22 protein-coding genes are annotated in these 21,847 nt (G+C 62.3%); 9 read left to right on the top strand and 13 right to left on the bottom strand.

Translation table 11 applies throughout. The features are described from left to right. Positions 1 to 80: 80 nt before the first annotated feature. Entirely contained in the window at positions 81 to 1,475 is a 1,395-nt protein-coding gene (locus JMY24_RS02085; protein ID WP_027804039.1) for a sigma-54 dependent transcriptional regulator, read from the bottom strand. Positions 1,476 to 2,279: 804 nt separating this feature from the next. On the opposite strand from JMY24_RS02085, the gene JMY24_RS02080 reads away from it, so the two are divergent. Further along, positions 2,280 to 2,780, top strand: a complete 501-nt coding sequence (locus tag JMY24_RS02080) for a dihydrofolate reductase (RefSeq protein WP_128595620.1) — start codon at positions 2,280 to 2,282, stop codon at positions 2,778 to 2,780. A 102-nt stretch (positions 2,781 to 2,882) separates the two neighbouring features. On the opposite strand, the gene pmbA is transcribed toward JMY24_RS02080, so the two are convergent. Next, the gene (pmbA, locus tag JMY24_RS02075) at positions 2,883 to 4,253 is read right to left on the bottom strand and encodes a metalloprotease PmbA (RefSeq protein ID WP_128590197.1); all 1,371 of its coding nucleotides are present in this window, start codon (positions 4,251 to 4,253) and stop codon (positions 2,883 to 2,885) included. Between the two features lie 256 nt (positions 4,254 to 4,509). Here pmbA and yjgA point away from each other — a divergent pair, with 256 nt between their 5' ends. Then, entirely contained in the window at positions 4,510 to 5,121 is a 612-nt protein-coding gene (gene yjgA / locus JMY24_RS02070; RefSeq protein ID WP_128595621.1) for a ribosome biogenesis factor YjgA, read from the top strand. After that, positions 5,102 to 5,752, top strand: a complete 651-nt coding sequence (mog, locus tag JMY24_RS02065; protein ID WP_128590194.1) for a molybdopterin adenylyltransferase — start codon at positions 5,102 to 5,104, stop codon at positions 5,750 to 5,752. Before yjgA ends, mog begins: the two co-directional genes overlap by 20 nt. A 1-nt stretch (position 5,753) precedes the next feature. Here the strand turns inward: mog and orn are convergent, their stop codons facing one another. Further along, the gene (orn, locus tag JMY24_RS02060; RefSeq protein ID WP_128590191.1) at positions 5,754 to 6,365 is read right to left on the bottom strand and encodes an oligoribonuclease; all 612 of its coding nucleotides are present in this window, start codon (positions 6,363 to 6,365) and stop codon (positions 5,754 to 5,756) included. Positions 6,366 to 6,509: 144 nt separating this feature from the next. Here orn and JMY24_RS02055 point away from each other — a divergent pair, with 144 nt between their 5' ends. The 3 genes from JMY24_RS02055 to JMY24_RS02045 are packed head-to-tail and all read left to right on the top strand — an operon-like array spanning position 6,510 to position 9,080. Beyond that, positions 6,510 to 7,769: a M48 family metallopeptidase gene (locus tag JMY24_RS02055; protein WP_128595622.1), complete on the top strand. Its 1,260-nt coding sequence runs from the start codon at positions 6,510 to 6,512 to the stop codon at positions 7,767 to 7,769. Further along, positions 7,766 to 8,758, top strand: coding sequence for a ribosome small subunit-dependent GTPase A (gene rsgA, locus JMY24_RS02050; protein ID WP_128595623.1), 993 nt, complete (start codon positions 7,766 to 7,768; stop codon positions 8,756 to 8,758). The genes JMY24_RS02055 and rsgA overlap by 4 nt, the downstream gene beginning before the upstream one ends. A 1-nt stretch (position 8,759) precedes the next feature. Next, a complete protein-coding gene (locus JMY24_RS02045) occupies positions 8,760 to 9,080 on the top strand; it encodes a putative signal transducing protein (protein ID WP_128592557.1) in 321 nt (106 codons plus the stop codon). Positions 9,081 to 9,260: 180 nt separating this feature from the next. Here JMY24_RS02045 and JMY24_RS02040 read toward each other — a convergent pair whose 3' ends face one another. The 6 genes from JMY24_RS02040 to rpsP form a co-directional block, all read right to left on the bottom strand. Beyond that, the gene (locus tag JMY24_RS02040; protein WP_201701343.1) at positions 9,261 to 10,199 is read right to left on the bottom strand and encodes a CobD/CbiB family protein; all 939 of its coding nucleotides are present in this window, start codon (positions 10,197 to 10,199) and stop codon (positions 9,261 to 9,263) included. Positions 10,200 to 10,313: 114 nt separating this feature from the next. Continuing rightward, positions 10,314 to 11,030: a CoA pyrophosphatase gene (locus JMY24_RS02035; RefSeq protein ID WP_128595624.1), complete on the bottom strand. Its 717-nt coding sequence runs from the start codon at positions 11,028 to 11,030 to the stop codon at positions 10,314 to 10,316. Between the two features lie 91 nt (positions 11,031 to 11,121). Then, positions 11,122 to 11,508 carry a 50S ribosomal protein L19 gene (gene rplS, locus JMY24_RS02030; RefSeq protein WP_020069334.1) on the bottom strand — a complete coding sequence of 129 codons (387 nt, stop codon included), beginning with the start codon at positions 11,506 to 11,508 and terminating at the stop codon, positions 11,122 to 11,124. A 146-nt stretch (positions 11,509 to 11,654) separates the two neighbouring features. After that, complete coding sequence (gene trmD, locus JMY24_RS02025; protein WP_128588439.1) at positions 11,655 to 12,422, bottom strand: tRNA (guanosine(37)-N1)-methyltransferase TrmD; 768 nt, start codon at positions 12,420 to 12,422, stop codon at positions 11,655 to 11,657. 38 nt (positions 12,423 to 12,460) lie between these two features. Continuing rightward, the gene (rimM, locus tag JMY24_RS02020; protein WP_128588437.1) at positions 12,461 to 13,219 is read right to left on the bottom strand and encodes a ribosome maturation factor RimM; all 759 of its coding nucleotides are present in this window, start codon (positions 13,217 to 13,219) and stop codon (positions 12,461 to 12,463) included. Between the two features lie 120 nt (positions 13,220 to 13,339). Continuing rightward, a complete protein-coding gene (rpsP, locus tag JMY24_RS02015; protein WP_025600315.1) occupies positions 13,340 to 13,594 on the bottom strand; it encodes a 30S ribosomal protein S16 in 255 nt (84 codons plus the stop codon). A 223-nt stretch (positions 13,595 to 13,817) separates the two neighbouring features. Between rpsP and JMY24_RS02010 the strand changes: the two genes are divergently transcribed. Together JMY24_RS02010 and JMY24_RS02005 are read left to right on the top strand one after the other, a co-directional pair. Next, entirely contained in the window at positions 13,818 to 14,936 is a 1,119-nt protein-coding gene (locus tag JMY24_RS02010) for a PQQ-dependent sugar dehydrogenase (protein ID WP_413231223.1), read from the top strand. Positions 14,937 to 15,176: 240 nt separating this feature from the next. Further along, positions 15,177 to 15,644, top strand: coding sequence for an NINE protein (locus tag JMY24_RS02005; RefSeq protein WP_128588443.1), 468 nt, complete (start codon positions 15,177 to 15,179; stop codon positions 15,642 to 15,644). Between the two features lie 22 nt (positions 15,645 to 15,666). Here the strand turns inward: JMY24_RS02005 and JMY24_RS02000 are convergent, their stop codons facing one another. Together JMY24_RS02000 and JMY24_RS01995 are read right to left on the bottom strand one after the other, a co-directional pair. Further along, on the bottom strand, positions 15,667 to 16,812 hold the full coding sequence (locus JMY24_RS02000; protein WP_128595626.1) for a PA0069 family radical SAM protein: 1,146 nt from the start codon (positions 16,810 to 16,812) through the stop codon (positions 15,667 to 15,669). 85 nt (positions 16,813 to 16,897) lie between these two features. After that, positions 16,898 to 17,398 carry an Lrp/AsnC ligand binding domain-containing protein gene (locus tag JMY24_RS01995; RefSeq protein ID WP_128588432.1) on the bottom strand — a complete coding sequence of 167 codons (501 nt, stop codon included), beginning with the start codon at positions 17,396 to 17,398 and terminating at the stop codon, positions 16,898 to 16,900. Between the two features lie 166 nt (positions 17,399 to 17,564). On the opposite strand from JMY24_RS01995, the gene JMY24_RS01990 reads away from it, so the two are divergent. Continuing rightward, complete coding sequence (locus tag JMY24_RS01990; protein WP_128588430.1) at positions 17,565 to 18,851, top strand: D-amino acid dehydrogenase; 1,287 nt, start codon at positions 17,565 to 17,567, stop codon at positions 18,849 to 18,851. A gap of 146 nt (positions 18,852 to 18,997) precedes the next feature. On the opposite strand, the gene JMY24_RS01985 is transcribed toward JMY24_RS01990, so the two are convergent. Together JMY24_RS01985 and JMY24_RS01980 are read right to left on the bottom strand one after the other, a co-directional pair. Further along, complete coding sequence (locus JMY24_RS01985; protein WP_128595627.1) at positions 18,998 to 20,788, bottom strand: acyl-CoA dehydrogenase; 1,791 nt, start codon at positions 20,786 to 20,788, stop codon at positions 18,998 to 19,000. 108 nt (positions 20,789 to 20,896) lie between these two features. Then, a complete protein-coding gene (locus JMY24_RS01980) occupies positions 20,897 to 21,841 on the bottom strand; it encodes an electron transfer flavoprotein subunit alpha/FixB family protein (protein ID WP_201701342.1) in 945 nt (314 codons plus the stop codon). Positions 21,842 to 21,847: the final 6 nt, after the last annotated feature.

The following is a 21,847-nucleotide window of genomic DNA, read 5'->3' as shown; positions in this document are numbered from 1 at the left end:
CGAGGCGGACGCGTCGCGCCCTGTCCGGTTTACAGGCCGCTGCGTGGCGGCCGGTTTACAACCATCGTGTGCGCCGCAACTCAGAGATGCGGCACCGATGCCGGCAACGTGCCGTGCGGCGAAGCAAGCGGCTCGCTTTCCATATGACGCATGCCGTGCGAGCACAGCAGCCGGTACAGCGTGACACGCGAAATACCGAGTTCCTGCGCTGCGTCGCCAAGACGCCCACGGTGACGCAACAGCGCAAGCTCGATTGCCTGGCGCTCGGCCGCTTCGCGCGCCTGCGCGAGCGACACCGGCACGATCTCGACGTACTCGGCGAGCTCGAGATCGCGCGCCGTGATAGCGCGTCCTTCGGACATCACGATCGCACGGCGCACGCGGTTGATGAGCTCACGCACGTTGCCCGGCCAGCCGTAGTTGTGCAAAGCCGCGATTGCGTCGGGTGCGAAGCCGCGCAGGCGCCGGCTCGCGTCTTTCTTGAAACGCTCCAGCATGTGGCGCGCGAGCAGTTCAATGTCCTTGCCGCGCGCGCGCAGCGGCGGTTCGTCGATTTGCAGCACGCACAGGCGGTGATACAGGTCCGAGCGGAAACGTCCTTCAATCATGGCAGCCGTCATATCCACGTGCGTTGCGGAAATGATCCGTACGTCGACGTCGATCGCGCTATGGCCGCCTAGCCGCTCGACCTTGCGCTCCTGAAGGAAGCGCAGCAGGCTCGCCTGGCTTTCGAGCGGCAGATCGCCGATTTCGTCGAGGAAAAGCGTGCCGCCATTGGCCGCTTCCACGCGGCCGATCTTGCGCTGATTAGCGCCGGTGAAGGCGCCGCGTTCGTAGCCGAACAGTTCGGACTGCAGCAGATGCGGCGGGATCGCGCCGCAGTTGATCGGCACGAACGGCGCGTTGCGTCGTGCCGAGCGTTCGTGAATCGCAACGGCCGTCAGTTCCTTGCCCGTGCCTGACTCGCCCGAGATAAACACCGGCGCGTCAGTCATTGCGACTTTGCGGATAGAGCGGAACAGCGCCAGCATCGCGTCGCACGACCCGACCATTTCGCCTTCGGCGCCCTGCGACGCATCGTTCGAAGCGGGTTCGCCGAGCGAGATCATGCCGTATGCGTGACCGACGGAATCGACGATCCGGTCGCCGGAGTAAGGCACGGTCACATAGTCGAAACAATAGTCGCGTACGAGGCGGCGCAGCGCCGCATCCTGGAGTTGCCCAGGCATGGTCGCGGCGACCCAGCCGACGTTCGGCATGGTCAGGCAGGATTCGAATGCAGCAATTTCATGCGGCTGGAAATGACTCGATAAATCGAGCAGACCACCCGCTGCCGAACCGGCGCGTACGGCCCGGCGCGCATCGCGCGCCGATCCCACCACTTCAACATGCCAGCCACGCTGGTGGAAGCGGGTGTTCAGTTCCGCGCTTGGCTCTCGCGAAACGTAAATCAGTTGCCGCGTTGCGGGTTCCATTATTCAGATCCTCTCGTCAACGAACGTTAAGGATGATGCACGCACCTGAACCGCAATTCAGACACGCTGGCACATTCGGGATTCGCAAATAGCAAAAACCGAACGGCCATTCCATTCCGTGCGGACAGCTGATCCCCAGAAAGCGGCGTGTGTGTTTGAGACGGCCCGTTAGCGGGCTTTTTTTAAAATTGAAGCTCTTTCCGAGAGCTTACTATACGCGCGCGGCTTGGAAAACAATTATGCGAATTTAATCCGCCCGCCCTTGCCCAGCAAGGCGTTCGCGCCGATAAATAAGTAATCAACTTACGAATTACGAATTGTGGAAGCGCTTTTCTCATACAAGGGGGCGCAGGTAGTTCGTACCGTTTGAATTAACACCTAATAGGTATTTTCTTCTCGCGGGTTCAACGCTGCGACGTTTCCTGCCGCACTACTTTATCTGATTGGCGACGGGCACGTTGTGACCATATGCACCAATGGATTGCGACTGGCGGTACATGTTCGCTAATCGCTATGCACCCGGGACTCATCACGCGATCGGGTTTATTGCGCGCGGAGTCGGCCGATGTTGCAGTGTGCGCGGCATTTTTTTCGGCCGGCGCCCTGTTCGCCACTTGCGGAAGGGCGCGGCGCACTTCATGTCGGTGAAACGACGCTTGCCCGTCACGCACACTCGCGCGGCGAGGCCGGGCCTCGTTCAGGCCGGTGCGATGGGGCGTTCCCGCTAAATGGACCACGCCGGAGCGGCGGCCGGAGCGTGTGCGTCAGGTAGAATCAGGCAGGTTACGTTCCCCCTTCCATTTGATGACGACGCTCACCCTGATCGTCGCTCGCGCCAATAATGGCGTGATCGGCCGCAACAACCAGTTGCCCTGGCGACTCCCCGAAGACCTCGCGTTTTTCAAGCGGACCACCATGGGCGCGCCCATCATCATGGGCCGCAAGACGCATGAGTCGATCGGCAGGCCGTTGCCGGGACGCCGCAACATTGTCGTGACACGCGATGTTGGGCGGCGCTTCCAGGGTTGCGACGCGGCCACCACGCTCCAGGAAGCGCTCAAGCTCGCCGCGCAGGACCAGGCGCCCGAAGCGTTTCTGATCGGCGGTGCGCAGTTGTATGTGGAAGGTCTGCGTCTCGCAGACAAGCTGATCGTCACGGAAATTTCCGCCGATTTCGACGGCGACGCGACATTCCCCGCAGTCGATCCGAACGAGTGGGAAGAAGTCGCACACGAAACGCATCGCGCTGACGCACCAAACGATTTCGACTATGCGTTCGTCACATACAAGCGCAAAAGCCGGTGATGTGAACCGCCGCAAGCGCAATGAAGCGCGCCGGCAAAAGCAGAACGCCACGCAAACTTGCGTGGCGTTTTCGTCTGTACCGCGACAACACTGGGAAATCGCTTATTGCCCCGCGATCGTCATCCGTTCAATGAGGACGGAGCCCGTCTGCTTGGTGCCTCGCGTGATCGTGTCCGCGCCGATCGCCACGACATGGCGGAACATCTCCTGCAAGGTGCTCGCGACGGTGATCTCCTCGACCGGATACTGAATCTTGCCGTTCTCGACCCAGAAGCCGGACGCGCCGCGCGAATAATCGCCCGTCACGTAGTTGACACCCTGGCCCATCAGTTCGGTGAGCAGCAGACCCGTACCGAGTTTCCTCAGCATTTCTTCGAAGTCGTCTTCCGCACGCGTGTTCGAGCTGAGCAGTGACAGGTTGTGCGAGCCGCCCGCGTTGCCGGTAGTCTGCATGCCGAGCTTGCGCGCCGAATAGGTCGAGAGGAAATAGCCTTCCACGACGCCGTCTTTCACGACCGAGCGCTGCCGCGTGCGCACGCCTTCTTCGTCGAACGGGGCGCTGCCCATCGCGCGCGGCACGTGCGGATCTTCGACGATCTGCACATGCGGCGCGAACACCGGCTTGCCGAGACTGTCGACGAGAAACGACGTCTTGCGGTACAGCGCGCCGCCACTCGTAGCCTGCACGAACGCACCGAGCAGACCCGCGGCGAGCGGTGCTTCGAACAGCACCGGCACCTTGCGCGTGTCGAGGCCGCGCGCGCCGATGCGCGCAAGCGCGCGCTGCGCCGCGTAACGACCGACTGCTTCAGGGTCGGCCAGTTGGTCCGCGCTACGCGTAGACGTGTACCAGTCGTCGCGCTGCATGTTGCGGCCGCTGCCGGCAATCGGCGCGCAGGCGATGTAGTGACGCGAGTACGGATAGCCCGCAAGGAATCCACGCGACGTGGCAAGCACGAACTGCGAGTGCTGCGCCGAGACGCTCGCGCCTTCGGAGTTCTTGATTTGCGGATCGGTGGCGAACGCGGCGTCTTCCGCGCGACGGGCGATTTCCACCGCTTCGTCGGCGGACAGATTCCACGGGTGGTAGAGATCGAGATCGCGCGGCTCGGTCTCGAGCAGCTCTGCTTCGGCGAGACCTGCACAATCGTCTTCCGCCGTGAAGCGGGCGATGTTGTACGCGGCCGCAACCGTGTCCTTCAGCGCTTGCGACGAGAAGTCGGAAGTACTCGCGTTGCCGCGCTTGTTGCCGATGAACACGGTCACGCCGACCATCTTGTCGCGGTTATGTTCGATCGTCTCGACTTCGCCGCGCCGCACGGAGACGGACAGGCCGTCGCCTTCGGAAATTTCGGTTGCCGCGTCGGTGCCGCCGAGCGACTTCGCGTGACGAAGGATGTCCGAGGCGATTTCCTTCAGTTCATCCTGGGTATGCGGAAAAAAGCGCTGCTTGACGTCCATGTCTGCTGCCATTGTGGTTGCCGTCCTGTTCGGGGCCGAGCGGCCCTTGGGTGTTCGCACATGCCGCGCCATTCCGTGCGCCGCATATGCGCTGCTCGTATGCGCGTCAGTCTGCGTTTGCCGTGCGTTCGAGCGCACTAACGCATCCCGCGATCATATCAAGCTAAGCGATGCCGTACCTGGCATTCGCTGCCCGCTTCGAGCGATGTCCGCTACCGTGCACGGCGGCGCAGCCGGTTCGCCGGGCCTGGCACGCTACAATATCGGCATGACACGCAAAACCCGCATTCAACCCATAGAATCCGCCGAGCCGGAAGTCGACGAAAACGGCTACGACCGTCCGAGCAAGTCGCAGCTCAAGCGCGAAATGCACGAGCTGCAGGAACTGGGCTCGGCGCTGATCGCGCTGCCCAAAGACGCGCTCAAGCGCATGCCGATGCCCGAAAAGCTCGACGACGCCGTGCGCGAGGCGCGCCGCATCACCGATCACGAAGGCAAGCGCCGCCAGGTGCAATACGTCGGACGCGTGATGCGCTCGTTGCTGGACGAGGAAACCGCCGCGCTGCGCACCGCGCTCGACACTTATAACGGTGTCAACAAGGCGGAAACGGCCAAGCTGCACTGGATCGAGCGCACTCGCGAAAAACTGCTCGCCGACGACGCCGCGCTGACCGATTTCATCCGCCAGCATCCGAATGTCGACCCGCAGCAAGGCCGCACGCTGATCCGCAACGCCCGCAAGGAAGCCGAGCAGAACAAGCCGCCGCGTTACTTCCGCGAGCTGTTCCAGTGGATCAAGAACGCGGACGGACCCGCAGCTGCGAGCGATTCCGATGCCGACGACGCTCTGGAAGACGACGATGACGACCGCGACGCCTGACACCAAGCTAAAGCGCAATCACCCCGACGAGATCGTGATCGGCCTCGTATCGGTCAGCGATCGCGCATCCACCGGCGTCTACGAGGACAAAGGCATTCCGGCGTTGCAGGAATGGCTCGGCGCCGCGTTGAGTTCGCCGTGGCAAGTGGTCACGCGCCTCATTCAGGACGACGCGCCCACCATCTCGGCAACGCTCACGGAACTCGTCGACGAAGTCGGCTGCGATCTCGTGCTGACGACTGGCGGCACGGGCCCGTCGCGGCGCGACGTGACGCCCGAAGCCACGCTCGCGGTGGCTACGAAGGAAATGCCGGGATTCGGCGAACAGATGCGGCAGATCAGCCTGAATTTCGTGCCGACCGCAATCCTGTCGCGCCAGGTCGCGGTGATCCGCGAGACGGCGGATCACGCAGCGCTGATCATCAATCTGCCGGGTCAGCCGAAGTCGATCAAGGAAACGCTGGAAGGCTTGCGCGATGCCGAAGCCGGCGGCGCGGTGAAGGTGCCCGGCATCTTTGCGGCGGTCCCCTACTGCATCGACCTGATCGGCGGGCCATACGTGGAGACCAACGCGGAAGTGGTGAAAGCGTTCCGGCCGAAGAGCGCAGTGCGCGCTCCGCGGCCGGCTTAGCTTATTCCGCGTTGAGGGAGGCGTCCGGCGCCGGCGGAATCAGGAAGTGCTCGCGGTAGTACTTCAGTTCGTCGATCGACTCATGAATGTCGGCAAGCGCCGTGTGCAGCGCGCGCTTCTGAAAACCCCTGTAAATTTCCGGCTGCCAGCGTCGGCACAGCTCCTTGAGCGTGCTGACGTCGAGATTGCGGTAATGGAAGAAGCTCTCCAGTTCCGGCATCCAGCGCGCCATGAAGCGGCGATCCTGGCAGATCGAGTTGCCGCACATCGGCGATTTGCCGGGCGGCACATGAGCGCTGAGAAAATTGCGAATCTGTTCGGTGGCATCGGCTTCGCTCACCGTGGATGCCTTCACGCGGTCGATCAGTCCCGACCGGCCGTGTGTGTTCTGATTCCACTGGTCCATCCTGGCGAGCGTCTCGTCGCTCTGATGAATCGCGAGAACCGGGCCCTCCACCATTCTGTCGAGCGTCGAATTCGTCACCACCACCGCGATTTCGATGATGCGGTCCGAATCCGGGTCGAGTCCGGTCATTTCCATGTCCAGCCAGATGAGATTCATGTCGCTGCGCACGAGAGGCAGCGGTTGCGCGGATTCGAGAATGTCAGTCATGAAGGAAGCCCTGATGGCCGGGCAGGAAGCTTGCGGGAAGCCCCGTTGCTGCGGCGGTTGATCGTTTGAGATGGTTCGAGCATGTCCCCGCTGCGAGGCGGGAAGAAACATATAATTCTCGCATAGATACCACGGAATCCACGGATGCCTACCCTGTACTTCACCGTTCTGTTCGTCGTCGCCGTCGTGGCGATGGTCGGCACCAAACTCTGGCTCGCGTCGCGGCAGATCCGCTTCGTCGCCGGCCATCGCGAGCAGGTGCCGAGCCAGTTTGCCGGCACCATCGCGCTGAGCGCGCACCAACGCGCCGCGGACTACACCGTCGAGCGCACGCGTCTCACGATGATCGAGATCGTCGTCGGCGCCGCCGTGCTGATCGGCCTGACACTGCTCGGCGGCGTGCAGGCGCTCGATCTCGCGATCACGGACTGGCTCGGCCGCGGCTACGTCGGGCAGATCGCACTCGTCGCGGCCGTGATCGCGATTACCAGCGCGATCGACCTGCCGTTCGATTACTTCCGGCAATTCGTGATCGAGCAACGCTTCGGCTTTAACCGGATGAGCAAGCGCATTTTCATCGTCGACCGGTTGAAGGGCGTGTTGCTCGGCGCCGCGTTCGGTCTGCCGTTGCTGTTCGTCGTACTCTGGTTGATGAACCAGGCCGGCAGCTTCTGGTGGTTGTGGACGTGGATCGTCTGGGTCGTCTTCCAGATGCTCGTGCTCGTGCTGTACCCGTCGTTTATCGCACCGCTTTTCAACAAGTTCGAACCGCTCAAGGACGAAGCGCTGAAAAGCCGCATCGAGGCGCTGATGAAGCGCTGCGGCTTCGCGGCCAAAGGCCTTTTCGTGATGGACGGCAGCCGCCGCTCGGCGCACGGCAACGCGTATTTCACCGGCTTCGGCGCGGCCAAGCGAATCGTGTTCTTCGACACGCTGCTGGCGCGCCTGTCGGGCAGCGAGATCGAAGCCGTGCTTGCGCACGAACTCGGCCACTTCAAGCGCCGTCACGTGATCAAGCGGATGCTGGTCACGTTCGCGATCAGCCTCGCCATGCTCGCGTTGCTCGGCTGGCTCACGCAGTGCGTGTGGTTCTACGAAGGGCTGGGCGTGCGGCCGTCGCTAGTCGGCGGTAATAGCGGTCTCGCGCTCGTGCTGTTCTTCCTCGCACTGCCGGTGTTCGTGTTCTTTGTGACGCCGCTCGGCAGTCTCACCTCGCGCAAGCACGAGTTCGAGGCCGATGCATTCGCCGCCACGCAAACCGACGCACAAGACCTCGTCAACGCCCTCGTCAAGCTGTATGAAGACAATGCGTCCACGCTAACGCCCGATCCGCTCTACACCGCGTTCTATTACTCGCATCCGCCGGCGTCGCAGCGGATCGACCGACTGTTGCGCCACGCATGAGCGGCCGCTCTCAGAAAGCGCCGCGCGCGCCGTCCAGCACGCGCGTAGGCGGCCTCGTAGTGGCCGCGCATGGCCGCCACTATCTGGTCGCGCCCGAAGACGGCGGCCCGATGCTCCAATGCTTCCCACGCGGCAAGCGCAGCGAAGTCGCAGTAGGCGACCGCGTGATCTACGAGCCCACTTCCGCCGACCAGGGCGTGATCGTCGAAATCGGCGAGCGGCGCAATCTGCTCTATCGTTCGGATCAGTACAAGTCGAAGCTGTTCGCCGCGAATCTCGACCAGTTGCTGATCGTGCTCGCGACCGAACCGCATTTCAGCGAAGACCTGCTCGGCCGCGCGCTCGTCGCAGCGGAAGCCAACGAGCTGAAACCGCTGATCGTGCTGAACAAGATCGACGTGACCGATGCACTCGAAGGCGCCCGCAAACGGCTGGAGCCCTATCGCGCGCTCGGCTACACGGTCGTGGAAGTGTCGATCAAGGCGCAACCCGAGGCCGCCCGCACCGCGCTCATCGAACACTTGCGCGGTCACTCGACGCTATTGCTCGGCCAGTCCGGCATGGGCAAGTCCACGCTCGTGAATCTGCTGATTCCCGACGCCGAAGTCGCCACGCGCGAGATTTCGACGGCGTTGAATAGCGGCCGCCATACGACGACGTTCACGCGTCTCTATCCGCTGCCGAATTTCGACCGCAATGACACCGCGGACACCGCGAGCGACACTCGCAGCGTGGCTGACGAAGGCGGCGCGCTGATCGACTCGCCGGGCTTCCAGGAGTTCGGCCTGCATCATTTGACCGAAGGCCGGCTCGAACGCGCGTTTCCGGAGTTCCGGCCGCTCTTGCCTAACTGCCGCTTTTACAACTGCCATCACTTGCAAGAGCCCGGCTGCGCGATTCTCGAGGCGGTTGCCGATGGCCGTATCCGCCGCGAGCGCCATGCGCTGTACGCGCAACTCGTGCACGAAGCCAGCCAGATCGTTCGCTGACATGAGGCTGATGCGCGCGCCGAACCTGATCATCGGACAGCATTGGGTCAATGTGCTGGCCGCGGCCGGCATCGCGTGCGAGCTGCACAACCGCTATCTGAACGGCGCGCTCGGCGATATTCCCGCCGATCAGTGCGCGCCTGAACTCTGGCTCGTGGACGACCGCGACGAAGCGGTGGCGCGGCGCTTGATCGATGCCGCGTCGCAAGGTCCGGCGGCCGGTTCGCCTGGCTGGCAGTGCCGCCAGTGCGGTGAGAGGCTGGAGGCGCAATTCACCGTGTGCTGGCAGTGCGGTACGGTGCGCGATCCGTTGGACGGGTGATGCGCGCCTCAGTCTCACGAACATGCGCTGATGCGCTTCATGCGATGCCGTTCAGACTGACGCGGCGTGGTTGATGTTCTGCCTCAGCGGACCAGATCTTTTAAAGCGCCTTAAGCCCGGAGAAGGACGTAAAAAAAGCCGGGGCAATCCCGGCTTTCTTGCGTTCGCATGCGCGTTAGATCAAGCGAGCCACACGGCGATCGTCAGCATGAGTAACAGGATCATCCACAGCACGACTGCGCGCCAAACCAGCCCCACCGCCGATTGCAGCGTGCGCGGCGTGCAGTCGTCGCCGACTTGCATGGGACCGCCGTCGCCGGTGGCGAGCGCATCGAGACTCGACGGCTCCGCGAGCGGCCCGCTCAGACGCGCGCCAAGCGCGCCGCTGCCGGCGGCCAGCAACACGCCGTCATTCGCATCCGGCCACTGACGCGCATGGTTACGCCATGCATAGATCGCGTCTTCAAAATTCCCGACAATCGCAAAGCCCAGCGACGTAAGCCGCGCCGGCACCCAGTCGATTACGAAAAATGCGCGCTGCGCGAAACTCGAAAACGCGATGGTACGGTCGTCGACCGGCCGCGCCCACGTACGCGACAGATATTCGGCGATGCGATACAGCACCGCGCCCGCCGGCCCGACCGGAATCAGAAACCAGAAGAACACGCCGAAAACGTGGCGATGCGACGCGACGACTGCGTGAATCAGAGTATGGCGCACGATCTCGCTCACCGGCATGTCGAGCGTGTCGAGGCCGGTCCATTCGTTCAGAATTTCACGGGCGCGCGGCACATCGTCGTTATTGAGCGCGAGGTGAATGTCCGTAAAGTAATGGCTGAACTGGCGGAAGCCCAGCGTGAAGTACAGCACCGCGACGTTCCACAGAAACGCCAGCGCGAAGTGAATGTTGTACAGAACGTAGTAGACGAGCGCGACGACGAGCGTCCACGGCACCACTACGACGAGCCACGCAAGAAGGCCGTGCTTGGGCTTGCCCGCATCGAATCCGTGCGCCGCCGACTCCCCGTGGTATTGAAGCAGCGCGGATACCGGATTATTCGGCGACAGCGCGCGCACCTGTTCAATGATCAGAGCCAGCAATACGGAAAAAAAAGTCATGCGATGCGCCGTGCTTTTCGAGTTTTACGATTGTTTCATAACGATAGCACAGGGTCGGATGCCGCTGAGCGAGGACGTTGCCAAACACCCCACGACCCCGAGCGACGCCTCGCCTCAAGCCGTCAGAAAGCGATAGAAATTGCGCAGCATGGCGGCAGTCGCGCCCCAGATGAAATAGTGGCTGCCCGTGCCGTCGTCTTTTTCAGCCGCCTCCAGTGACGCGCCGCGCGGGTACGGCATAGCGAAGAAACGCCGTTCGCCTCCTTCGTACCGGAACACGCGCTCTTCGTGATGCGCCGGGTTCATCAGAAATGCGAGCGGCACTTCGAATACTTCCGCGACCTCCAGCGCATCCGCTTTCAATGCGAACGGCGGATGCACAAGGCCGATTACCGGCGTGACGCGAAAACCAGTGCCGGTCAGATAATCGGGCAGCGCGCCCAGCACTTCCACGCGCGACGGCGCAAGGCCCACTTCTTCCTGCGCTTCGCGCAAAGCGGTTGCTGTGGCATCGGCATCGAACGGTTCCTGCCGGCCACCGGGGAAGCTCACTTGGCCCGCGTGGTCGTTAAGATGATCGGCGCGCTGCGTGAGCAGCACCGTCAAGCCATTCGCGCGGATCACGAGCGGCACCAAGACAGAGGCGACACGCGGATCGCCCTGTGTATTGCGCCACGGCGCCTCGACGATTGGCTCGGGTGTCCAGCAAAGATGCTGCTTGAAACGGCGGCGCAGACCATCGGGCGTAAGACGCTCCGCGGGTACTGGCGGCAAGTGGGCGCCGGTCGCTTCGACAGGCAGAGTTTCAGGTTCAAAGACGGGGCGGATCAACGGATCTCTCGAATGAGCGGTAGAGGCGATGCCGCTATTTTGACCTGGCAAACAAAAAAGCACCCGCGAGGGGTGCTTTTTCTTACAGCATTTACGCCTGGGAAGCAGCGCGGTCTTTCGAGACCAGCTTTTCCTTGATTCGAGCCGACTTGCCCGAACGGTCGCGCAGGTAGTACAGCTTCGCACGACGCACATCGCCACGACGCTTCACGACGATGCTTGCCAGCAGCGGCGAGTACGTCTGGAACGTACGCTCGACGCCTTCGCCCGACGAAATCTTACGGACGATGAACGACGAATTCAGACCACGGTTACGCTTGGCGATCACGACGCCTTCGTAAGCCTGAACACGCTTACGCGTACCTTCAACCACGTTCACGCTGACGATCACCGTATCGCCAGGAGCGAATTCGGGAATGGTCTTTTCGCCGAGGGCGCGCGCAATTTCTTCCTGCTCGAGTTTTGCAATCAGATTCATCACTGACTCCTAAGTCCATCTTGTCGGCGTTCGTACCTGCCTCGCATGAAAATGCCCGGCTACGGCCCCGATAGAGGATGGGTTCACATCAGGCGCCGTACACGCATGTGCGGCGCCGCCTGGTGTCCGCTTGAAAGACCGGGGCTTTACGCCTTCGGCTCTTCCTTCGCGAGACTTGCAAGCCATGCCTCGTCGGCACGGCTCAACATCTTGTTCTTTCTAGCCTTGACGATCAGGTCAGGCCGCTTGTGCAACGTGTTTCGCAACGCCTCGCGCCGACGCCACGCTTCGATCTCCGCGTGATGGCCGCCAAGCAGCACATCAGGCACGCGCACACCTTGATATTCCTCGGGACGCGTGTAGTGCGGACAATCGAGCAGCACGTCGACAAAACTGTCCTGCACCGCCGACTGCGAATCATTGAGCACGCCCGGCAGCTGGCGCACGACCGCATCCATCAAGGCCATGGCGGGTAACTCTCCGCCCGACAGCACGAAGTCGCCAAGACTGACTTCTTCGTCGACAACGCGGTCGAGCAAGCGCTGATCGATCGCTTCGTAGCGCCCGCACAGCAGAATGAGCCCCGGCTGCGCGGCGAATTTCATGACACGCTCGTGATTCAACGTGGCGCCTTGCGGCGACATCATGACCACGCGCGGCGCGCCGATGCCCTGCTCCGCCTGCGCCGCCTTTGCTGCACCAATCGCATCTTCCAGCGGCTTCGCCAGCATGACCATGCCGGGGCCGCCGCCGTATGGGCGATCGTCGATTGTGCGGTAGTTGTCGGTTGTGAAATCACGCGGATTCCACGTGCGCAACCCATAGCGCTCCTGCTTTGCTGCCCGGCTGGTAATGCCCCAGTCGGTCAGTGCACGAAACATTTCGGGAAAGAGCGTGACGACATCGAACTGCATCGCTCTCTCCGTTTTAGCGAACTCGATTTGCTGAACTGTCAATAATCAGCTTCCCAGTCGACGACGATCTGCTTTGCCGCCTGGTCGACCGTCTTGACGAACACACCGACGAACGGGATCAAACGCTCGGCAGTGACCGGCTTGCCGGTTTTGTCGGCTGCCGCATATTCGACGCGCAAAACCGAATGCGCACCGTTGTCGATCATGTCTGCCACCTTGCCCAAGTTGACGCCGGCAAGGTTCACCACATCCAGGCCGAGCAGGTCGACCCAGTAGAATTCGTCGGCTTCCAGCGCCGGAAATTCGCTGCGGCTGATATAGACGCGAGAGCCGCGCAGTGACAACGCCGCATCACGGTCAGTGACGCCGCCCAGATGGGCCACCACACTGTCGCTATGCGTTTTCGCCTGCAATGACGGCGCCGACTTCCGCTCGCGGCCTTTCATCAGCCACCAGCGCTTTGCACTGAGCAAAGCGTCGCCGCCATGGCCGGCATCCGCATGAGCCGCTACCTTGACCCAGCCTTTGAGACCGTATGCGTCGACGATTGCGCCGACCTCCACTGCGTCGACCGGCCAACTCTCCGCCGTTTCCGCGCGCATTGCTGCTGCCTCGGAACCGGCGTTTGCAACATTGACTTTCGCCTTGCCTTCGGCCCGTTCGACCGGCTTGCGGACGAATGCACCGAATGGCGCCTGACCAGACGTCTTTGCACGTGAGCTCGCACCTTTCGGCAGCTCTTGTGTCGGCTCTTTGGCCTTTACGCGACCTGAACTTCCGGAATCACGCTCGGACATGATTGAGCCTCACTACGAACTTCGACGCCTGCTTCGGCAAAACATCTTGCGTATCGGACTGCTCATGCAAGTTGCGCGAGCCGCCAGCCAAACCGACGACGATCCGCATGCGAGCTACCATTAAGCAGCCGGCTGCGCCTTTTGCGCTTCTTTCACGAGACGCTCGACGGTCGGCGACAGTTGTGCGCCAACGCCTTGCCAGTACGTCAGGCGGTCTTGAGCGATACGCAGGGCTTCGCCCTTCGTAGCGACCGGGTTGTAAAAGCCAACGCGCTCGATGAAGCGGCCGTCACGACGGTTACGCGAGTCGGTTGCGACGATGTTGTAGAACGGGCGCTTCTTGGAGCCGCCACGAGCCAAGCGGATGATGACCATACTAGAATCCTTGAAAACCGGGGTTCGGAACGACTGAAACACGCGATTATAGCGGGAAACTGACGCCATAACAAACACTTACCGGGATAAACTGAGCAGCGCGGCTGCGCCGCCCATACAGCGCGGGCGGCCAACGGCGCCCAGACGCCCGAAAAACCTGACGGAATGCCCTGTGGAATCACTGTCGCGAGCCGCTCTCGTAGTCCTCCTTTTCGCCCGTCGGATCGCGAACGCTCCGCTCTCTCGCGGTTTTCGCGCCGTAGCGGCAGGGCTCCTGGCTTGCTTCGCCTGCAATGGGTTCGCCGCACCGCCCGTCGAACGCATCAAGCTTCCGGCCGGCTTTCGCATAGAGGTTTTGTCGGACGCCGTGCCGAGTGCGCGCGCCATGACGTTGTCGCCAACTGGCGTTCTATATATAGGCAGTCTCGACGGCCACGTGTACGCGCTCCAGTTGCGGGACGGACACGCCGCCGGGCGCCATGTAGTGGCCTCGGGCCTGGAGGCTCCGGTCGGCGTGGCCTGGCACAACGGTGCGCTGTACGTCTCCGCGGTGTCGAAGATTTTACGCTTCGACTCGATAGACACGCGCCTCAATGCGCCGCCCAAGCCAGTCGTGGTGACGGACAAACTGCCGGGCGAGACTCATCATGGCGCAAAATTCATTGCTTTCGGACCGGACGGCAAGCTTTACGTGCCGCAAGGCGCGCCCTGCAACGTCTGCGCGAAAGACCGCGACCGCTACGCGATGATCGGCCGCATGGACCCTGACGGCAGCCACTACGAAGTCATGGCGCGCGGCGTGCGCAATACGGTCGGTTTTGCCTGGCATCCGGCGACGCACGAACTTTGGTTCACCGATAACGGCCGCGACCTGCTGGGCGACGACGCACCCGATGACGAACTCAACCGCGCCCCGCGCGTCGGCATGGACTTCGGCTTTCCGTACTGCCACGCCGGCGTCATACCCGACCCGGAATTCGGCGAGGGCCACCCATGCAGCGCGTTCACGCCGCCCGTCGCCAAGCTAGGTGCGCACGTCGCCGCGCTCGGCATGCGTTTCTATAGCGGTTCCATGTTCCCGCCCGACTACCGCGCCAACATTTTCGTCGCCGAGCACGGCTCCTGGAATCGAAGCAAGAAGTCCGGCTACCGTGTGGTGCGCGTCGTCACGGAGCCGGACGGCAGCCATGCGCGTCAGGAAGTGTTCGCCGAGGGATGGCTGCAGCCGGGAGAAACCGTCTGGGGTCGCCCGGCCGATGTGCTGCCGCTGCCCGACGGGTCACTGCTTATCAGCGACGACTACGCCGGCGCTATCTATCGCGTCACTTACTCTGCGCCTTGAACGCCCGTTCGGCCGCTGCGCATTTCAGGCCAGCAGTCGATCCGACCCGGCAGTGCCCCCAACATAGGAGCCAACAAGGCAGAGGGCAACGCGCCCGCGCTCCCTGAGGCCGTACGCCGCGTGACCGGTCGCATGCGAGCGGCGTAGAATGCGCGACGGTCCGCGGCAACGGTGCGCCGCGCCCTTGGCCACACTCTTCGGCCCGCGTTACTGACCGCCCGTTACTCTGCCCTCGCCTACATGTCCAAGCCTGTTTCGACCTCGACTTACTTTCGATCCAAAACCATCACTGCCGCACTGGCATTTTTCCTGGGCACCCTCGGCGCGCATCGCTTTTACCTGTACGGACCGCGCGACATTTACGGCTGGGCTCATGTGATCGGCACGCTGATCGGCATTCCTGGCGCGATGCTGCTGGTAGCCAGCGAACGCACTTCAATGCTCGGCTGGGTCCTGGCGTTTCCTGGCGCCGTTTCGCTTCTGGCTGCATTCCTTGCCGCGATCGTCTACGGCCTGCGCCCCGACGAAAAGTGGGACAGGCAGTTCAACGCGCACACGCAGCGCACCAGCCGCTCCGGCTGGACCGTAATCTTTGTGGTGATCTTTTCGCTGCTGATCGGGGCCTTCCTGTTGATGACCGGTCTCGCCATTTCCTTCCAGACCTACTTCGAGGGGCAAGTGCAGGCGGCCAAAGCGCTTTCGCAATAACTGCGGCGCGCCGCGCAATTTGCTAGAAAAGATCGAGTTGCGGATTGTCCGGAATCGCCGCCGGAACGCGCTGCGCCTCGTTTCGCCGGAAGTGCGACATATCCAGAATGCCCCGGTCGCGCTGGTTCAGCCCTAAACGGCGCACCGCTTTCTGGAAACGCTGCTTGAGCAGATCGGCCCATAAACCTTCGCCCTTCATGCGGGCAGAAAAAGACGAGTCGTAGTCTTTACCGCCGCGCATATCGCGCACGCGCGCCATGACCCGCTCAGCGCGGTCGGGAAAATGCGCGGCAAGCCAGTCTTTGAAAAGCGGCGCGACCTCCCACGGTAACCGGAGCACGATATAACTCGCATTGCAGGCGCCGGCTTCCGCGCACGCCTCGAGCACGCGCTCCATGTCGGGCTCGGTGACAAACGGAATGACGGGCGCAATGCTCACGCCGACCGGAATGCCGGCCTCGCTCAATGTGCGGATGGTGCGAAGCCGTCGCGACGGCGCAGCCGCGCGCGGCTCCAGCGTACGGGCAATATCGGCGTCTAGCGTAGTGATCGTGATGGCTGCCATGAACTGGCCACGAGCCGCCATGGGCGCCAGCAGATCCAGATCGCGCTCGATCAGCGACGACTTCGTGATGGCTGCAAACGGATGATTGCGCTCGCTGAGCACCTCGACCACGCGCCGCGTGAGCCGCCAATCGCGTTCCGCGGGTTGCCAGGCGTCGGTATTAACGCCGAGTGCGATGGGCTCGGGCTCATAGGATTTCGTTGAGAGTTCGCGCTCCAGCAATTCAGGCGCATTGACCTTCGCATAGATCCGGCTTTCGAAGTCGAGTCCTGGCGAGAGCCCCAGATAGCTATGCGTGGGCCGCGCGAAACAATAGATACACCCGTGCTCGCAACCACGGTACGGATTCAGCGACACGCCGAACGGAATATCCGGCGAGCTATTGCGCGTGAGGATGCTCTTCGCCCTTTCCTCGAAAACCTGCGTGCGCAGAACCTTCGGACCTCCCTCTTCGTCTGGGATTGCCAGCCAGCCGTCGTCTACCGCTTCGCGGTGGTCGACTTCATAGCGGCCCTGCAAATTCGTTACTGCACCGCGCCCTTTGCGAGGCGCTGGCGGTGCGATTGGAAACTCGCGGGCGGAAGGGTTATCAGGTTTGGTCACGGCTAGCGAGAGACGAACGAAAAACGGCGCAAAACACCTGTATAAATATACAGTGTTTACGCCGTTTGTCGAGCCCTGCGATCAACTAGCGCGCGCCTTCGTCTCCCACCGGAATCGTCAGCGTTTCCTTGATCTCTTCCATAACGACATAGCTTTTCGACTGCACCGCGCCGGGAAGCTGCAGCAAGATGTCGCCCAGCAGCTTGCGGTAGTCGGCCATTTCGCCGATACGCGCCTTGATCAGATAATCGAAGTCGCCCGACACGAGGTGACATTCGAGCACCTCGGGGATTTTCTGCACTTCGCGCCGAAACTGGTCGAACATGTTGCCGCTTTTGTGATCCAGCGTGATCTCTACGAACACGAGCAGTGCCGCGCCCAGTTCCGCCGGATTCACGCGCGCGTAGTAGCCGGTAATGACGCCGTCGCGCTCCATGCGCTTGACGCGCTCGATACACGGCGTGACCGACAGCCCGACCTGCTCCGCGAGGTCTTTCATGGCCATGCGGCCATCCTGCTGCAGCAGACGAAGAATCTTGTGATCGAGCTTGTCGAGAGCTCGGACGGGCTGGCGTTGCGTGCGCATAGTGTTTCTTCTAAAAATCGCAAAAATACAATAACAAAACCTACAAGTTCGACCATAGTATAGCGGTTAACACTGGGCGCACCGCGTTACACCTCGTTAATCGCACGAACTCACACGAATGAACGAGCGCACCGCCCGCGAATCTTGCAAATTTTCCGGAGCAGCTATGCGAGTCGTCGTTTTGGGCAGTGGCGTCGTCGGCGTGACGAGCGCGTATTACCTCGCGCGAGCGGGTCATGAAGTGACCGTTATCGATCGGGAAGCCGGCCCGGCGCTCGAAACAAGTTTTGCCAACGCCGGTCAGATCTCGCCGGGTTATGCGTCGCCGTGGGCCGCACCTGGCGTGCCGCTGAAAGCCGTCAAGTGGATGTTCCAGAAACACGCACCGCTCGCAATCCGCCTCGACGGCACGCAGTTCCAGCTGCAATGGATGTGGCAAATGCTGCAGAACTGCACCGAGTCACGCTATGCGGTCAACAAAGGCCGCATGGTCCGACTTGCCGAATACAGCCGCGATTGCCTGCAGGCGCTGCGGGCGGAGACCGGCATCCAGTATGAAGGCCGCACTGGCGGCACACTGCAGGTATTCCGCACGCAGCAGCAATTCGACGGCGCGGCCAAAGACATCGCGGTGCTGCGCGAAGCCAATGTAGCGTACGAGCTGCTGTCGGCAGCCGAACTGGCGCAGGCGGAACCGGCGCTTGCCGCCGTCTCCCATAAGCTGACCGGCGGTCTGCGCTTGCCCGGCGACGAAACCGGCGACTGTCAGATGTTCACCACGCGCCTTGCCGCGCTGGCCGAGCAACTGGGTGTCAAATTCCGCTACAACACGCCGATCGACGCACTCGCCATGGCCGGCGACCGCATTGCCGGAGTGCAATGCGGCAACGAACTGGTTCGCGCCGATTCATTCGTCGTCGCGCTGGGTTCCTATTCGACGAAATTTCTGTCCGGTCTCGTGAAGATTCCGGTGTATCCGCTGAAGGGCTACTCGATCACGGCGCCCATCGTCAACGAAGCCGCCGCGCCGGTTTCCACGGTGCTGGACGAAACGTACAAGATCGCGATCACCCGTTTCGACAACCGGATTCGCGTGGGCGGCATGGCTGAGATCGTCGGCTTCGACAAGTCGTTGCGCCAGGCGCGCCGTGAAACGCTGGAACTGTGCGTGAACGACCTGTTCCCGGGCGGCGGCGATACGTCGAAGGCGAGCTTCTGGACCGGGCTGCGGCCCATGACGCCGGACGGCACACCGATCGTCGGCCGCACGCCTGTGGCAAATCTGTTCCTGAACACAGGCCACGGCACGCTTGGCTGGACAATGTCGTGCGGTTCGGGCCAATTGCTCGCCGACGTCATCTCGGGCAAGCAGCCCGCCATCAAGGCAGACGATCTGTCGGTACATCGCTATCTCGGCGACACCGGCGGCGCGCATCGTCCGGCTTATGCGTGAAGCGCGACGGTGAGAGCATGCGAGACTTGACGCAGAGCGCGCCGCCAGTCGGTTCGTGATTGCACGAAGCGCTCGCCAAATACAAACGGCGCCTTGCTACAAGGCGCCGTTTGCATTTGCAGAGCAATGTCTAACGTCAGACCGCGTCAGAACTGGTCCGCCGACAAAGCCAGCACGCCCTCGCCACCCTTCGCGTTGACAATCGACGCTTCGAGCGCGGACGCGAGCGGCAACACATGCTCTGCATAGAATTGCGCGGTCGCGATTTTCGCGCCGTAGAACGCCGGATCTTCGTCGCGCTTCTGAGCGGCGGCGAGCAGTGCGCGCGCCATCTGCCAACCGCCGAGCACAATCCCGGCGAGCTTCAGATAAGGCACGCTGCCGGCAAACACGGCGTTCGGATCGTCTTTCGTGTTCGCGACGACGAAATCGACCGCGGCGTTCAACGAGCGCTGTCCCTGCCCGAGATACTTCTTCATCGAGTCGAACGCCGGGCCTTGCTGCGCACCGAGCGATTCGACGGTCTCCGCGACGCCCGCAAGCAGCGACTTCGCTAGCTTGCCGCCGTCGCGCACCGTCTTGCGGCCGATCAGATCGTTGGCCTGTATCGCGGTCGTACCTTCGTAGATCGGCAGGATGCGGGCATCGCGGTAATACTGCGCGGCGCCCGTTTCCTCGATGTAACCCATGCCGCCATGCACCTGCACGCCGAGGCTCGCTACGTCGATCGACAGCTCGGTGCTCCAGCCCTTTACGATCGGCACGAGGAATTCGTAGATCGCCTGGTGCCGCGCACGGGTCGCTTCGTCCGGATGACGATGCGCGATGTCGCAATGCCCTGCCGCGACGTAAGCGAGTGCGCGCGACGCTTCCGTGAGCGCGCGCATTGTCGACAGCATGCGGCGCACGTCCGGATGCTGAATGATCGCGACCGGCTGTTTTGCAGAGCCGTCGACGGGACGGCTTTGTACGCGGTCCTTCGCATACGCCACCGCCTTCTGATACGCGCGATCCGACACGCCGACGCCCTGCATGCCCACGGCAAAACGAGCCGCGTTCATCATGATGAACATGTACTCGAGGCCGCGATTTTCCTCGCCGATCAGATGCCCGGTCGCGCCGCCGTGATCGCCGAATTGCAGTACGGCGGTCGGGCTCGCCTTGATGCCGAGCTTGTGTTCGATCGATACGCAATGCACGTCGTTACGCTCGCCGAGCGAACCGTCTTCATTGACCAGAAACTTTGGAACGATAAAGAGCGAAATGCCCTTCACGCCTTCAGGCGCGTTCGGCGTGCGCGCCAGCACGAGATGCGCGATGTTCTTCGCCATGTCGTGCTCGCCCCACGTGATGAAAATTTTCGTGCCGAACAGCTTGAACGAACCGTCGCCTTGCGGCTCGGCGCGCGTGCGCACGAGCGAAAGATCCGAGCCGGCCTGCGGCTCGGTGAGGTTCATCGTGCCGGTCCATTCGCCGGAAACCAGCTTGGGCACATAGGTCTGTTTCTGCGCGTCGGTGCCGGCGGTCAGCAGCGCTTCGATCGCGCCGTCCGTCAGCAAAGGACAGAGCGCGAACGACAGATTCGACGCGTTCAGCATTTCGATGCACCCGGTCGCGATCAGCTTGGGCAGACCCTGACCTTCATAGTCGACGGGATGCTGCACGCCCTGCCAGCCGCCTTCGGCAAACTGGCGGAACGCTTCCTTGAAGCCCGGCGTCGCGGTGACTACGCCGTCTTTCCAACTGCTCGGATTGCGATCGCCTTCGACGTTCAGCGGAGCCAGCACTTCGCCGCACAGTTTCGCCGACTCTTCCAGCACGGCTTGGGCGGTGTCCAGATTCGCGTCCTCGAAGCCCGGCAGCGTCGCGATCTGTTCGAGATCCGCCAGTTCCTTCATCACGAACAGCATGTCCTTGATGGGCGCCGTATAGCTCATTTTGTTCTCCTCCTGCCTTGATGGAAAAAGGGCGCCGGACTTGTTGGTCCCGCGCCCTTCGTATGTCGCCAAACGCCTTTAAATGGCTTTTATATGGCGCTCGGACGCTTAGCCGAGTTCGCTGACGAGTTCGGGCACCAGCGTGAACAGATCACCCACTAGACCATAATCGGCGACGCTAAAAATCGGCGCCTCCGGATCCTTGTTGATGGCGACGATCACCTTGCTGTCCTTCATGCCGGCCAGATGCTGGATCGCGCCCGAGATACCTACTGCCACGTACAGTTGCGGCGCAACGATCTTGCCGGTCTGGCCGACCTGATAGTCGTTCGGCACGAAGCCCGCGTCCACTGCCGCACGCGATGCACCCAGCGCCGCGTTCAGCTTGTCGGCCAGCGGCTCGAGCACCTTCGTGTAGTTCTCGCCGTTGCCCAGGCCGCGCCCGCCCGAAACGATGATCTTCGCCGACGTCAGTTCAGGACGATCCAGCTTCGTCACTTCACGGCTGACGAACTGCGAGATGCCCGCGTCCGCGGCGGCTTCGATCTTCTCTACCGTCGCGCTGCCGCCTTCGGCTGCAACTGCGTCGAAGCCCGTCGTGCGTACGGTGATGACCTTGATCGGATCAGCCGACTGCACCGTGGCAATGGCGTTACCCGCGTAGATCGGGCGCTCGAACGTGTCGGCGGAGTCGACTGCGGTGATATCGCTGATCTGCGCGACGTCGAGCTTCGCTGCAATACGCGGCGCGATGTTCTTGCCGTAGGCGGTGGCCGGCGCGAAGATGTGCGAGTAGTCCTTCGCGATATTCAGCACCGTTGCTTCGATGTTTTCAGCGAGCCCTGCGGCCAGTTGCGGCGCGTCGGCCAGCAACACTTTGGAAACGCCGGCGATCTTCGCCGCCGCATCCGCTGCAGCCTGCGCATTCTGACCTGCGACCAGCACATGAATATCGCCGCCGACTTTCTGCGCGGCTGCAATCGTGTGCAGCGTCGCAGCCTTGATCGACGCGTTGTCGTGTTCTGCTATTACAAGATTCACAAGATTCGTCATTTCATT

The organism is Paraburkholderia kirstenboschensis (genome assembly GCF_904848585.1).
Classification (GTDB): Bacteria; Pseudomonadota; Gammaproteobacteria; order Burkholderiales; family Burkholderiaceae; genus Paraburkholderia; species Paraburkholderia kirstenboschensis.
Note: the sequence above shows the minus strand (reverse complement) of the source record. Positions and strands in the feature narration are given on the sequence as shown.